General features: G+C 45.7%; 8 protein-coding genes. 4 read left to right on the top strand and 4 right to left on the bottom strand.

Annotated features, from left to right (window positions below; genetic code table 11):
• Window positions 1–163: 163 nt before the first annotated feature.
• Window positions 164–850, top strand: coding sequence for a substrate-binding periplasmic protein (locus tag M0C34_RS19275; RefSeq protein WP_248713278.1), 687 nt, complete (start codon window positions 164–166; stop codon window positions 848–850).
• A gap of 62 nt (window positions 851–912) precedes the next feature.
• Here M0C34_RS19275 and M0C34_RS19270 read toward each other — a convergent pair whose 3' ends face one another.
• The 4 genes from M0C34_RS19270 to rep all read right to left on the bottom strand — a co-directional run bounded on the left by M0C34_RS19270 (window position 913) and on the right by rep (window position 10752).
• A complete protein-coding gene (locus tag M0C34_RS19270) occupies window positions 913–3984 on the bottom strand; it encodes an alpha-amylase family glycosyl hydrolase (protein ID WP_248713277.1) in 3072 nt (1023 codons plus the stop codon).
• Between the two features lie 80 nt (window positions 3985–4064).
• The gene (locus M0C34_RS19265) at window positions 4065–7070 is read right to left on the bottom strand and encodes an alpha-amylase family glycosyl hydrolase (protein WP_248713276.1); all 3006 of its coding nucleotides are present in this window, start codon (window positions 7068–7070) and stop codon (window positions 4065–4067) included.
• A gap of 274 nt (window positions 7071–7344) precedes the next feature.
• Window positions 7345–8445 (bottom strand): protein kinase family protein, encoded by a 1101-nt coding sequence (locus M0C34_RS19260; RefSeq protein ID WP_248713275.1) that lies wholly within the window; start codon window positions 8443–8445, stop codon window positions 7345–7347.
• A 282-nt stretch (window positions 8446–8727) separates the two neighbouring features.
• The gene (gene rep, locus M0C34_RS19255; protein WP_248713274.1) at window positions 8728–10752 is read right to left on the bottom strand and encodes a DNA helicase Rep; all 2025 of its coding nucleotides are present in this window, start codon (window positions 10750–10752) and stop codon (window positions 8728–8730) included.
• Between the two features lie 167 nt (window positions 10753–10919).
• Between rep and M0C34_RS19250 the strand changes: the two genes are divergently transcribed.
• Genes M0C34_RS19250 through M0C34_RS19240 form a run of 3 tightly spaced genes read left to right on the top strand, consistent with a single transcriptional unit; the run spans window position 10920 to window position 15707 of the window.
• Entirely contained in the window at window positions 10920–11486 is a 567-nt protein-coding gene (locus tag M0C34_RS19250) for a TetR/AcrR family transcriptional regulator (protein WP_248713273.1), read from the top strand.
• Between the two features lie 16 nt (window positions 11487–11502).
• Window positions 11503–12624: an efflux RND transporter periplasmic adaptor subunit gene (locus tag M0C34_RS19245; RefSeq protein WP_248713272.1), complete on the top strand. Its 1122-nt coding sequence runs from the start codon at window positions 11503–11505 to the stop codon at window positions 12622–12624.
• An 11-nt stretch (window positions 12625–12635) separates the two neighbouring features.
• Window positions 12636–15707 (top strand): efflux RND transporter permease subunit, encoded by a 3072-nt coding sequence (locus M0C34_RS19240; protein WP_248713271.1) that lies wholly within the window; start codon window positions 12636–12638, stop codon window positions 15705–15707.
• Window positions 15708–15726: the final 19 nt, after the last annotated feature.

Genomic DNA, 15726 nt, shown 5'->3' with positions numbered 1-15726 from the left:
ATGTGCATTTAGAAATTATGAAAGTTAGTTGCTTGGTTAATAAATTTTTTGGTCGTTAGCGAAACCAAGGGTGCAACAAAGCTAAGCGGCAGCAAATAACAATGATTGATAAGCGCTGTGCGACTATTATTAAAAGGTGTTCCTAGTATGAGGATGGATCCTATTGAATAATTTACGCCGTTGTTGTTTGGCGATAACGATGTTCAGCGCGGTAGCGTATTGCCAGGCAGAGCCTTTACGTTTGGTGACCCATCATTTACCTCCCTATCAGGTATTAGAGGGAGAAAGACTGAGTGGCAGTGCGATTGATTTAATTCAGTGCACATTGACCGAGATGGGCCAAGCTTATCAAGTGGATGTTCGTCCGCTAGCTCGGGCTAAAAAAGAATTTACAGACGGCAAGTTCGACGGCGTTTTTGTATTAGACCAAGTGAACCAAACTGATAACTTTGGTGTAGCGAGTGAACCGTTATTGTTAACACAGCGCAACCTGTACACCTTAAAGAGCTTAACGTTGTCGATAGATAGTCCGGAAATGAAAGCGCTGCAGATTGGCGTTTTACATGGCTCTACTTTGCAAAAATGGTTGCTGAAAAATGGTTACAGTAATATTCAGACTCGCTATGATTACCATGTGTTGTTCGAGTTACTGCAGCGAGGCCGTTTGGGGGCGGTATTCGCACCGACAGAAGTCTATCTAAACGAAATGGATCACGGGCATATAAATAAAGAATTAAAGGTTAAGACTATCAGTGAAGTTAAGATTGTTAGTTTCTTTAGTTTTAATTGGCTTAAAAAGCATCCGCAGTTTTTACCTAAATTTAATGCTGCACTCGCTAGATGCAAATAAAGTTTAGCGAGCAGACAAAAAAAAGCCCAAGCAATTTGCTTGGGCTTTTTAGTTGACTTAGCTTACTGAGCTTGGGTAAACAAGGTCACGGCTGAGCCTTCAACGAAGGCGTTTCCAGAGACTGTAGCTGATTGTACCGCTCCGCTTGCGTCAGCAACTTTGCTCCAGCTACCGGCTGGTAGGCTAACGGTTTGATTGTTACCACTGTTATAAACGATAAACAGGTTGTGACTATCACTGGGATCGGTGATATGGCCAGTTATGACTTGGCCGCCAAACTGGTCTGGGCGACTCACAGTCAAATACTGGTCAATTTCTTGAGTCGTATTCATTCGTAAACCCGCATGGTTGCGGCGTAGCGCTATTAACTGCTTAAAGTAGTTAAAGGTGGCGGCGTTATCCGCTTTGTTGCCCCAACGAATCGCATTGAAGCTGTCTGGTGCGTTATAGGTATTGTGAGTACCGCCATGAGCACCATAGTTCCACGCTGAAGGGCTATTAATTTGCTGGTTATTTGTCTTAGTCCGTAAGAACTCGTCACCGGCATGGATAAATGGAATACCTTGGCTGGTAAGTACCATGCCCATACCAAAGTTAACCACCCGTTTCGCGTAACCTAGATCACTGGGTGGATTAAAACTAATCACTTGGTGTGAGCTGTCTTGTTGCACGTTGCTGGCAGTGCTTAAGTACACTTTGTCCCACAAACCAAAATTATCGTGAGCCGAAATGTAGTTAATGCTTTGCTCTGGGTCTGCCGCATAGTTGCGGAACCAAGTGCTGTTACGTCCGTCATTAGGGTTGTAAGGTGAACCTTTAAAGCCATCATAGATTGCCCAACCAGATTCAGCTGCGTCTACATTGTTAAACATGTAACCAGTGCGAGTATCGTCGTTGGAACCTTTTAGAGACTCACGGAACGCACCATTAAACACGCCTATGTGCTCATCAGCCATGTTATGAGTGGTGCCGTAACGTACCCGTTGACCTTCTAGTGGATCGGTTGCATAACCGTTCCATGGTTCGCCATAAATCAGTAGCTTGCGATCAGCAAACTTGTTATTTAGGTGACGTCCCCACTTTTCTACTTCTTGGTAAGAAAAGATGCCGATTAAGTCGAAGCGGAAGCCATCGATGCCATATTCTTCAACCCAAAATTCTAAAGAATCTTGAATCATACGGCTTACCATGGGTACGTCGGCATTGATGGAGTTACCGGTGCCAGATAAGTCGGTGGCAGTGTAGTATTGGCCAGAAATATTTTCGAACATTTCATCATCGAAGGTATGGTTGTACACCACATCCATGACCACGCGAATACCCGCTTTGTGGAATTCGTTAACCATAGTTTTGAATTCACGAGCACGCGCTTCATAATCAGTAGGTACGCTAGAGTAACGCTCTTCTGGTACGTTAAAGTTGCGTGGATCGTAACCCCAGTTGTAACAAGGATTACTATCTGGCAAACCGTCACAGGTAGCGAAATCGTATACTGGCAGCAATTGCACATGAGTAACACCCAACTCTTTCAGGTGGTCGATCCCGGTTTTCACTCCATTAAAAGTGGTTCCAGCTTCTACCATGCCCAAGAATTTACCGTTGTTACCCGCACTGACACCTGAGCTTGCATCGATAGTAAAATCACGTACATGTACTTCATAGATAATGGCATCTTCTCGCTCAACCAAGTTTGGTCTGGTTGCCCAGCCGCCAACAGGATCTGTGCGGGTCATGTCCATAACAATGTTAATGGCTTCGTAATCGCCAGTACCAGGTTGAACCATTTTTCCGTATGGGTCGCGAACTTGCACGCCGTTAATTGAGAAAGTATAGGGTTTTAGGTGTAAATCGCCGGCTACGCTAGTTTGGTAAACTTGGCTATAACCTGCAAAATCGCCCACTGGCTGTAGATTATGTTCTATTCCATCAACCTTCACTTTTACATTGCTATGGTCTGGAGACCAAATAGAGAAAGTAGTTTCAGTCGCCGAATATACTGCCCCTAAGGTTTCGGTTGATGTGCCACAGTCTGTTACACAGGCTTCTTTCTCTGTAGTTACGGCTTTAGATGCTGCGTTGAAACATATTTTGTAGGTGGAGTTTGCATCTACGGTTACATCAGCAGTTGGATAGTTTTCGGTCCAATCACCAAAGTGGTCAATTTTAAAGCGAGGGTTATTGCTGCCAAAGCTTTGAGTAGTACAATAATTGTCGCCGCCAGTGCTGGCCATTAGCGTAGTTTGCCAATCGTTTGAGGTACCACGGAAGTACCAAGTATCACCGGTTGCTTGGGCGATGGTGTACTCAAAACTGCTTACTGAAGAATTACCTGAAGCATCGATGGCAAACACTTTCAGGCTTAAGTCTACGCCTTCGGTGACCACATCGGTGGCGCTAAAGTTTGCGTCGTTACAGGGTGCAGACGCTGCAGTCGGTGTTGAACCGTCGGTAGTACAGTAAATAGCAGGTGCACTGTCTTGGTTATCACTGACGCTTACACTAATTTGCTGCGCATCGGTGTAAGTGCCGGCCGCTGGATTAGCGCTTACGGTAGGTGCTTGAGTATCTTCTGCATCTACTGGCGTAGCAGTAATCGCTTTAGAGCTTGAGTTAAAGCAAATGTCGTAACTGGCGTTACCGCTTACAGTGAAGTCGCCCGTTGGGTAAGCGTCATTCCAATCGCCGTAGTGGTCAATTTTGAAACGTGGGTCGTTGTTAGCAAAAGTCTGGGTAGTACAGAAGTTTATATTGTCGGTACTGGTCATGGCGGTAGTCGCCCAACCGTTAGACGTACCGCGATAGAACCAGCTGTCTGCCGGTGGCTCTACATCGCCACAGCTAGTGACTTCGGTAGTGGTAATATTTTTACTGTCGCTAAAGAAGCGAATGTCGTAACTCTTGTTCGCTGTTACCCGCACATCGGCTGCAGGATAGGCTTCATTCCAATCGCCAAAGCGGTCAATTTTAAAGCGTGGGTCATTGTCGCCAAAGGTTTGGCAGGTTTTAAATTCAGTGGCTGATACCACCTCTAATGCTTTGGTTTCCCAGCCATTACTGGTGCCTCGGTAAAACCAATCGGCTTGTGCACTGCTAGTCGCAAGCATTAAGCCAATGAATATTGTTGTTTTGTTCATAGTATTAACTCATCCATAGTTAATGGTTCTGACCATTAGCGCATACTATGAGCTAATGGTCAGATGAAGCTCTTTAGGGCTTATTGCTTGTCTAAAATTACGAAGCTATTGGCAGCAACGCTAACCGAGTGACTGCCACCCGATACGCTAACAATTTGCTCGTTATAGCTTGCGCTGTTTGTGTTAGGCGTAATTAGGCGATAACTACCATCACTTAGATTGTTAAAGGTGTAACTAAAGGCCGAGCCCTTAGTTAGCGCAACATAAGCAACGCTTGCGCCGTTATCGCGTTTAATTGCAGCGTGATCACCGTCTAGCAACAAGTTGGTTTGTTGACCTTTTTGAATGGCTTCCGATGAACTGCGTAGGCTGTTTAACATTTTTAGGTGTTTATACAGGGTTGGTTGATTGGTTTTGGCGTAGTTAATCCCTTCTGAGCCCAACATCCAGCGCGCTACTACGTCGTCTTTTTCAGTGGTGGTAATGTAGTGTGGCCAGTTTGAGTAAAGTACCTCGGTACCGTAAAACACCACTGGCAAACCGCGGAACAAGTAAACAAAGTTTAGGTTGTTCATGTATTGGGTTTCGCTAAGGATACCGTTGGCGCGGGTCACGTCATGATTATCGACAAAAGTGGCAAGATAGGTGGGGTCATAAATGCCTGAGGCATCACCGTCTGCGCCAGCAATACGCGCATAACCGTTATCGTCTTCAAACCCAGCTTCGCCTTTAAAGGCTTTGCCCATCCAACCTGGAAAATCCATAGATGAACCATGTAGATCCAACATGTGGAATTTTTTACCCTGACCGTTGTAAATTAAATCCACCGCAGACTTGCGATCGCCTGTCCATGCTTCACCCGCCATGTAAAAGCTATCGTTGCCTAGGCTACGTGCATGATCGTCCATGGCCAGTGTGAAGCGCTCCCAAAAATCAGCCGTCATGTAAGACACGGTATCGATTCGGAAGGCATCTACACCGTGGTCGATAAAGCGTTTATAAACGTTGATTAAGTGCTGGGTGGCATTTTGATCCTCATCGCCATGCTCATTAAAGTCGAGTAGGTCAATTAGCCAAGTATTGCCGGTGCTGGCATAGCTAAAGAAGCCATTTTTAGCGCCGTCCATGTAGGGGTCATTGGTTTCCCAGTTCCAGGTTTGTCCATCCATTTTGATTTCTAACGCGCGGTCGGCCCATTTACTTTTTGAGCCCACAACCGACGAACCTGGTTGACCATGATTGACCACAATATCGAGCATAATTTTCATACCACGAGCATGTAATGCGTTCACTAAGGCGTCAAATCCAGCCCAGCCATCGTTGTCTTTTCCTAGTGAATGTAGATGTGGGTCAATCTTGTCGAAGTCGTAACCCCAATAACCATGGAAAGCCGAAGCCTCATAGTCATCATTAGCGTTAAAGCGACGTCCTTCAGGTTGTTTAACCACTGGAGTAATCCAAATCGCGGTAAAGCCCATGTCTTGGATGTAATCTAGGTTGTCGATAATGCCTTGGAAATCACCACCGTGGTAGTACGACAACGGACCCGTTTTACTGGTGTTGGTGTTGTACTTATCGGCAGCACCATTAGGTAAATACTCGTCACCCCAGATGTTGTTATTGCTGGTGTCTCCATCGGCAAAACGGTCGGTCATAATGAAGTAAACATTCTCTTCACGGAAGTCACTACCAATAGTCATGGTTGGGTCGATGGTGTAATTAAAAGTGGTGATAACCTCGTTACCTGAAGCATCTACCGCCAGTACTTTTAATACTAAGTCGATACCATCATTTACCACATCATTGGCGGCAAAGCTTTGTTGGTTACATACCGCTAACGCCGCCGTTGGCACGCTGTTGTCGGTAGTACAGTACAACTTCGGCGCTTGGTCTTGGTTATCGGTAACACTTACGCTAATTTGCTGCGCTGTGGTATAGCGACCGCCAGAAGGGCTGGCACTAACGACTGGCGCTTTAGTGTCTTCACCTTCAATTTCGGTGGTGGTCACTTGCTTAGTCGTAGCGTTAAAGCAGATATCATAGGTGGTATCTGGGTTTACGGTTACATCAGCAGTTGGATAGTTTTCGGTCCAATCACCAAAGTGGTCAATTTTAAAGCGAGGGTTATTGCTACCAAAGCTTTGGGTGGTGCAATAGCTTTGCCCGTCTTCTGTAGTCATTGCTGTTGCTAGCCAATCGTTTGAGGTACCACGGAAGTACCACGTATCGACTGGCGCGTCGGTAATGGTGTAGTCAAAACTGCTGACCGAAGAATTACCCGAAGTATCGATGGCAAACACTTTTAAGCTTAAGTCTACGCCTTGGGTGACCACATCGGTGGCGCTAAAACTCACTTCGTTACAGGGTGCAGACGCAGCAGTAGGTATTGACCCATCGGTCGTGCAGTAAATAGCCGGCGCACTGTCTTGGTTATCACTGACGCTTAAGCTGATTTGCTGTGCTTCAGTGTAAGTGCCGGCCGCTGGATTAACGCTTACGGTAGGTGCTTGAGTATCTTCTGCATCTACTGGCGTAGCTGTAATCGCTTTAGAGCTTGAGTTAAAGCAAATGTCGTAACTGGCGTTACCGCTTACAGTGAAGTCACCCGTTGGGTAAGCGTCATTCCAATCGCCGTAGTGGTCAATTTTGAAACGTGGGTCGTTGTTAGCAAAAGTCTGGGTAGTACAGAAGTTTACATTGTCGGTACTGGTCATGGCGGTAGTCGCCCAACCGTTAGACGTACCGCGATAGAACCAGCTGTCTGCCGGTGGCTCTACATCGCCACAGCTAGTGACTTCGGTAGTGGTAATATTTTTACTGTCGCTAAAGAAGCGAATGTCGTAACTCTTGTTCGCTGTTACCCGCACATCGGCTGCAGGATAGGCTTCATTCCAATCGCCAAAGCGGTCAATTTTAAAGCGTGGGTCATTGTCGCCAAAGCTTTGGCAGGTTTGGTATTCGGTTCCTGAAACTACTGCTAGGGGGGTGGCAAGCCATTGGTTTGCTGTTCCCCTAAAGTTCCACTCGGCTGTCGCAGGCGCAGACAGCAACGTCGCTCCCACAAGAGCGATCGATAACTTGTTCATGGATCCTTTCCTTATACTGTTTTTGCTGTTTTTTTATGCACCCTGCTATGGCGAATATTTTGGAAATCCGCTCAACTAGGGTGAATTTTATATGTTTCTTATAGTTGTAAGCACTAACAGCAGATCAATATGCTGCTTAATGCTGATAGCTATGTTAGAGAAAAAACATTAGAGGAGGGTAAAAATTGTACAGAAGTGTGATGCTTTAATCACAAAGGCGTCAGTTATATTTGAGGCCTTTGTAAACAAAGCTTAACAGTTTGAATATGAGCGACTATTTTTGCTGGTAGTTAGCGGCAAGGCTTCGGTATTCCTGATATTTTTTAATCAGCTCCACTTGGCCCAATTTGGCGTTATCAAATAACAACGCACCATTGTTCTCTAATTGTAGATAAACGGTGGCTAACATCGTTATTACCTTGTCTATGCGCCTTAAGGTCATTGCGGTACAACTTTTTCCGCTAATGTCATCAGCAATATCGAGGCAATGGGAACGGAAGCTCTCAGCAATGAAAAGATTTTTTAATGACCGTTCGTTATCGAGGGCGTATTCCCAGCGCTCTATAATGGCCGTTTGCCATTGAATGATGGCGGGTTTAGCGTAATTTTGTTTTAGCCAAATCAGTTTTTCTGTATAGATATCTAACGCTACCTCTTTGAGCTCTCGATACAAAGCTAATTGGTCGTTTTGGGTCATCACATCTTGGTAGCGTAAAAGATAACCAAATACGTTTCTTGTTTCTAAGCGTTCAACAGCGTGAAATGCCGGCGCTTCTAAGCCATCACTGTTGTAATGCTCTAGCGGATCGTAAGGGTACATATAGCCAAAGTCGAATAAGTGAATTTGCCTACCATCGTAAATGATGTTGCCTGGCGACATATCCCATTCCATTAATCCCGCTTGTTCAAGTGCAAATTGGCTAGCAAAAATCTGGCGAAATATCTCTCGGCTAAAGCTGCATATAGGTTTACCGTCGATCCACGGGGACAGGATAAAACCCCGACGATAGTCAGCGTATAAGGTGGCGACAATATGCTTAAAGGCTAGGGCAGTTTGTGGGGAATCTTTTAAGCGTTGAATATCACGGCGGCGCTGAACTTCGTTTAGAAAAGAGGTTTCACCATCTACGTTATGCACTAATGCTTGAGGGCGCTTGCGTTTAAGATTGTAATGGCGTCCCTTAATGCATAAGTGGAATACCGTGGCAGTTAAACCGCCATCAAATACTTCAACTACGTGAGGAGAGCTCGCATCAAGTGCCACTAATTCGTCAACGGTTAAAGGACAGGCATCAATATCACCAACGATGATATTGTCTTTGCCTTGTTGAAAGCGCAATTGTGATTGTTGGCGTTGTTCAACGAGAGCATTCATTTCGTGGTCCTTACGTTTTTATCCCTATTTTGTGAGTCTATTCTCAATTTTTTAGCAAGTAAGGTTAAATTGTGGGATGAAAACCGTTTCGGTCACAAATCTCCAATGCTCATGGTGAGTTATTAGCGCAGGATCACATTTGCTAGTGATTCGGTGACAGAGGTTTTTGCTGCTGGTTTTTGTGCGCAGGAGAGGTCTGTTGCTTGGTTGGTCAAGCAACGACTTAGGCTTATCCAGAACACCAGCACCGTGCTATGGCTGAGCGTGCGGGTTCATTAACGTCTATTTATCTTGGTTTAAAGCTGCACGTAAGGCGGCGATACCAATGGAGCCTTTTTCTTGACGCTGTTCTGCGGTTTCTTTTTTACGGCGTTGTTCCCACTGTAAATCGTCTTGAGGTAGCTCGTATAAAAAACGGCTTGGTTCAGGCTTGATTAGCTCACCAAATTGGCGACGTTCTTTAGTGAGAGTAAAGGTGAGCTCTCGTTGGGCGCGAGTGATACCCACATAAGCTAAACGGCGCTCTTCTTCTACATTGTCTTCGTCAATACTGCTTTGGTGAGGCAATAAGCCTTCTTCCATGCCTATTAGATAAACAAACGGAAACTCTAAACCTTTAGAAGCATGCAAGGTCATCAGTTGTACCTGATCGCTATCTTCATCATCTTCACCGCGTTCCATCATATCGCGCAAAATCAAACGATTAACGACTTGCGGTAGGGTCATTGGCTCGTTGTCGCTATCACCTTCTAACATACCGCTGACCCAGCGAAATAGCTCTGAGACGTTCTTCATTCGCATCTCGGCTGCTTTGGGGCTAGGGCTGGTTTCATAGAGAAAGTCTTCGTAGTGAATATCACGAATTAAATCCCTAACGGCTTGTTGGGCGTCACCTCGTTCAACCCGTTCTGCTAGAGCCAGCAGCCATTGCGAAAATTGGCTTACGGCATTAAGGGCACGCGCAGGCAAAATCGTGGTCATGGCGAAGTGAGTGGTCGCAGCAAATAAACTAATGTTCTGTTCGTTAGCGTAGGTACCTACTTTTTCTAAGGTGGTGGGGCCAATTTCACGACGAGGTGTATTGATTACTCGCAGTAGTGCGTTGTCGTCATCTTGGTTAACCAGCACCCGTAGGTAGGCCATGATGTCTTTAATTTCGGCGCGCGAGAAAAATGAAGTTCCGCCACTAATTTTATAGGGGATACGGTTATTCATTAAGGTTTTCTCGAGTAAGCGAGACTGATGATTACCCCGGTACAAAATGGCGTAATCTTTATAGCTAGCGCTATTCATGAAGCGATGGCCAATCAATTCGGCCACTACCCGTTCAGATTCTTGCTCTTCATTTTTAGCAAATAAAATCTTAACGATTTCACCATAGTTAAGTTCTGAAAACAGCGTTTTATCGAAGATGTGCTCGTTGTTTTCGATCAAAATATTAGCGCATTTTAGGATCCGCTGGGTAGAGCGATAGTTCTGCTCCAGTTTGATGACCTGCAGTGCAGGAAAGTCTTGTTGCAGTTGCATCAAGTTTTTCGGCTGGGCTCCGCGCCAAGAATAGATACTTTGGTCGTCATCGCCTACCACCGTGAAACAAGCGCGTTCTTGAGTAATCAGCTTTACCAGCTGATATTGGCTGGTATTGGTATCTTGATATTCGTCTACCAATAGGTAACGAATGGTATCTTGCCAGCGCTTACGCACCGCAGCATCATGCATCAGCAATAAGGTTGGCATGAGAATCAGATCGTCAAAATCTAGCGCGTTATAAGCAGTTAGTTGGCGCTGATAAGCTTGGTATAAGCTGGCAAATAACTGCTCTTGCTCACCTTGCCCAGTAGCTCTAGCTACTGCTTGCGCAGGCAATATAAGATCATTTTTCCAATTAGAAATGGTAGTGATTAGCTGTTTAAGTAGGTCTTTATCGCCGTCTAATTGTTGTTCGGTGAGTTCCTTGAGTAGCGCCATTTGGTCTTGATCGTCAAATAGCGAGAAGTTAGGTTTTAGCTTTAAGGTTTTATACTCTTTGCGAATAATATCTAAGCCGAGTGTGTGAAAGGTACATACCCGTAAGCCGCGGCTTTCTTTGCGGCCCAAGGTTTGGCCTACACGCTCTTTCATTTCGCGCGCAGCCTTGTTAGTAAAGGTGACCGCTGCAATATGTTTGGCGTTGTAAGCACAATTTTGAATCAGATGAGCAATTTTATTGGTAATGACACGTGTTTTACCACTGCCAGCACCAGCTAATACAAGACATGGGCCTGATACAAAGCTTACGGCTTTCGATTGAGCGGGATTTAACTTCACTAAGCTTTCCTTCTAATTTGGCCGAGTATTTTAGCTGATCACTGCGTGTCGATCTACGCTAGACTTAAGTCATCAAAAACTAAAAAGTAAAAAATGAACGATTATTCATTGATTGTTTTTTGATGATCTCTATAATCCCCATTTCTTACTGAATAAACGTTCATTTTATGATTCCTGATAAACGCCTCCGCATTCTTGCCGCTGCTGAAACCCTGATTAGTCGTTCGGGCTTAGAAGCATTGACGATGCAACGTGTTGCTAAGCAAGCAAAAGTGGCTGCTGGCACTATCTATCTGTACTTTAAAGATAAAGAACAGTTAATGGCGGAGTTACATGAGCGTAATTTGCGCCTTTTTGCAGAGGCGTTTCTGGATGGTATACAACAAGAACAAGGCCTAAGAAACCAGCACCGACGCTTATGGCTTAACGCATTGGGTTATCATCAAATGAACCCCACAGTACAACGCTTATGGGTTCATTTAGAGACCTTGCCACGTAATACTCGCCATCGAGAGCTAATTCAGGAGTTGTTTGAACCGGTAAAACTCTTTTTCAGCGCAGGCGTTGATCAAGGCTGTTTTAAGCCCTTGCCGGGGGAAATGCTCTATGCTTTAGCCTTTGGTTCGGTGCATGAAATTTGTCGGTTTGCCTATTTAAGAGACGTTAATTTTACAGAGCAAGACATGGATGCCGCTCTATTATCCAGCTGGGATGCTATTACGATTCACCCTTAGTGATTGGAGTTGGGAAATGAAAAAATGGATGGCAATCATGCTAGTCCTCTCAGTGATACTGTTTGGTAGCGTGTTTGGTTTTTACTCGTTTAAGCAGAAAAAAATTGCCGAGTTTATGGCTAAGCGACCGGTGCCAGAGATGCCAGTAGAAGTTGCTTTAGCTAAGTCTCAAGATTGGCAAGCTGCAATTGAGTCGATTGGGTTTATCGAACCTTACCAAGGGGTGAACATCACCAGTTCGGTAGCCGGTCTGGTAACCAAAATTCATTTCTCATCGGGTGATACAGTGCGAGCGGGTGATTTGCTCGTGAGCCTAGAAGCCGAAGTTGAAAAAGCTAATCTTGCCAGTGCTAAGGCTAAGTTGCCGGCGATTAAGCGACAGATGGAGCGTAATAAATCGCTATTAGAGCGTGGCTCAGTATCACAGACTCAGTTTGATGACTCTGAATCTAATTATTTAGCCTTAGTGAATGATATCGAAGCACTGAAAGCCACCATTGAGCGTCGTGAGATTAGAGCGCCATTTAATGGGGTGATCGGTATTCGCCAAATCAATTTAGGTCAATATCTTCAAGCGGGCGAGGATATGGCGCGCTTAGAAAACCTTGACCACATGTTGCTACGTTTTATTGTACCGCAAAAAGATATCTCTCTAATTAAGCGTGGTACTGAGATTGAGCTAAATTCAGATGCTTATCCAGAGCAATGGTTTAAAGGCCAAGTTACCACCGTTGAACCTACCGTAGACCCACAAAGTGGGGTGATTCAGGTTCAGGCTACTATACCTAATGCTGACGGTTTATTACGTTCAGGCATGTATGCCAGTGTACGTATTTGGCAACCGGTTAAACCCCATCAGGTGGTGGTTCCCCAGCAAGCTATTTCTTTCTCTTTATACGGAGAATCTCTCTATGTATTAGATAAAGTGACTGCTGAAGACGGTAGTGAAAGCTTGGTGGCAAGACAGCGCACTATTCAGGTTGGCGAACGCCGCGGCGATGTAGCCGTGATTACTCAAGGTGTGGCTGCTGACGAGCAAGTTGTCATCTCTGGCCAGGTTCGTTTGCGCAATGGTGCAATGGTGCGGATTGTTGAAGATAGTTTCTTACAACGCGACCAAAACTTGCCAAAAGACTAGGAGCTTAGGTCATGAAATTTACCGATATTTTTATTCGGCGGCCGGTGTTAGCTCTGTCTTTGAGTTTGCTGTTATTGATTGTGGGTATTCAGTCCATTTTCAAACTGCAAATTCGAGAGTACCCAGAGTTAACCAACACAGTAATTACGGTGAGCACCGCCTATTACGGCGCGCCTGCTGAAGTTATTCAAGGCTTTATTACCCAACCTTTGCAGCAGTCAATTGCTGAGGCTGACAATTTGGATTTCTTGGAATCTAAATCTGCCATGGGTAGCAGTACCATTACTGCTTATATGAAGACAGGCTCAGATCCCGATGCCGCGCTATCAGAAGTGATGGCTAAGGTTAATGCTGTACGGGCCCGTTTACCCAGTGAAGCTTTAGACCCGAACATTTCGCGCTCTACTGGTTCTAGTACCTCGATTATGTACATTGCGTTTAGTAGTGATGAGCTTAAATCGGCGCAAATTGTTGATTATGTTAACCGCAATGTTCAACCGCAAATGGTGACCATCACCGGGGTGGCAAAAGCCAACGTATATGGTCCTCAGTTGTCGATGCGAGTGTGGCTTGACCCTATTAAGCTAGCTAACCATAAGCTTACCGCCGCCGAGGTGGTGAGTGCACTACAAAATAACAACTTTAGATCGGCGCCGGGCCAGGCAAAAAGTCGTTTTTTCTTGTACAACGTTGAAGCGGATACTGATTTAAAATCTCGCGCAGAGTTCGAGCAGTTAATCGTTTCTCGCAGCAACAATGGTATTGTGCGTTTAAGTGATGTGGCCGACATTGAATTAGGCGCTGCGCGTGAAACAGTGCGCGCTAAAGCGGATGCGCAAACCGCAGTGGTGGTGGCCATTGACCCTACACCAACAGCAAACCCGCTTACTGTAGCTAAGTCTGTGATCGACATGTTGCCGGAGATTGAGGCTAACCTGCCGGACAGTATGGGGATGAAAGTACTCTACGACTCAACCGAGTACATAGAATCATCCATTAATGAAGTACTGACTACGATTGTGGAAGCCACCATTATTGTGGTGGTGGTCATTTTCTTATTCATGGGGAATTTGCGCGCGGTACTCATTCCGGTGATTGCGATTCCTTTATCGCTGATTGGTGTTTGTTTAGCTATGCAAGCGCTCGGCTTCTCACTTAACTTGCTCACGCTATTAGCCATGGTACTTGCTATTGGTTTGGTGGTAGATGATGCGATTGTGGTGGTGGAGAACGTTGACCGGCATATTCGACAAGGTATGAAGCCTTTTGATGCCGCCATTGTCGGAACGCGTGAAATTGCCTTACCGGTGATTTCAATGACCATCACCTTGGCCGCGGTGTATTCGCCGATTGCCTTGGTTGAAGGCTTAACTGGGGTGCTGTTTGCTGAGTTTGCTTTAACCTTGGCGGGCGCAGTAGTGGTATCGGGTTTTGTGGCCTTAACGCTCTCGCCAGTAATGTGTTCGGTATTACTTAAACACAACCCTAACCCGGGTCGATTTGAGGTTGGCGTACATAACTTCTTAGACCGTCTAGATAGCGGTTATGACAAGATGATTGGCGCTTTGCTTAAGCGTCGACCGGTGATTGTGGTATTCGCGATACTGGTGATGGCCTCGCTCTATCCCTTGCTGAAAATCATCCCCACCGAGTTAGCACCGGCGGAAGATAAGGGGGCGGCAATGATTATGGCAAATGGCCCAGCCGGCGCCAACCTTGACTATATGGACCAGTACACCACTGAAGTGGGGCGTATTGGCTTAGAGTTAGATGATATCGCCGGTTCATTTACCTTGGCGGGTATTCCTAGCGCAACGCAAGGTCTTGGCTTCCTAAATACCACGGTATGGGAAGATCGCACCATGGACCAAGATACTTTGGTTAAAACCATTCAGGAAAAAACTGCCGATCTTGCGGGTGTGTCGGTGGCATCATTCCCACTGCCAGTGTTACCCGGCGGGAGTGGCGGTTTCCCTGTGCAATTTGTATTGCAAGGTACTGGTGATTACCGCACTTTGGTGAGTTTGGCGCAAGAGCTGCAACAAGCTGCGATGCACAGTGGTTTCTTTGTATTTACCGACTTGGATACCAAATTTCAAACCGCCACCTTAGATATCAAAGTGAACCGCGATAAAGCGGGTGCTTATGGCGTAAAAATGGCCGACATTGCCAGTACGCTGGGCACCTTAATGGGGGATGGTTACATTAACCACATTAACTATGACGGTCGCTCTTATGAAGTTATTCCGCAGGTTAAGCGGGTAGACCGCTTAAGCCCTGAGGCGATAGGTCAATTTTACGTGAAAACCGTAGATGGTAGCCCTGTGCCTTTGGCTAACTTGATTGAGTGGGACTTAACGGGTCAGCCAGATGCCCTGTTGCAAATGAACCAAACTAACTCTGTTACCTTGAATGGTGCGCTGATGCCCGGCCAAACCATGGGGGATGCATTGGCATTCTTGGAGCAAAAATCGGCTGAGATTTTGCCAAAGGGTTATGGTTTTGAATACAAAGGCGAATCGCGTCAGTATGTGCAAGAGGGGTCGGCGCTGTTCGCAACCTTTGGTTTAGCCTTGGCGATTATCTTCTTGGTATTAGCGGCGCAGTTTGAAAGCATCCGAGATCCACTTGTGATTATGGTGTCGGTGCCTTTGGCGATATGTGGCGCCTTGTTGATGATGGGTTGGGGCTTGGCAACGCTTAATATCTATACCCAAATTGGTATGATCACCCTGGTGGGCTTGATTACTAAACACGGTATTTTGATGTGCGAAGTCGCCAAAGAGCGTCAAATTTTGCGTGGTGAAGATAAGATTACTGCCATTCGTCATGCGGCGCGTATTCGTTTACGTGCGATTTTGATGACCACTATTTCGATGGTCGCGGGTCTAATTCCTCTGCTATTGGCTGTTGGACCTGGTGCTGCGGCTCGTTTCGATATTGGTATGGTGATTTGTGCCGGCTTATCGATTGGTACGGTATTTACCTTGTTTGTATTACCGGTGATCTATTCGTACTTAGGTGCTAACCATAAACCGGTGCCAAGTGTTGATCACCTAGAAGGTGAAACGGTTGCCGATTAGGTCAATGAGCTTATCTTAG

Origin of the sequence: Agarivorans sp. TSD2052, assembly GCF_023238625.1 — a bacterium.
Taxonomy (GTDB): Bacteria; Pseudomonadota; Gammaproteobacteria; order Enterobacterales; family Celerinatantimonadaceae; genus Agarivorans.
This window is presented reverse-complemented; position numbering and strand designations above follow the sequence as displayed.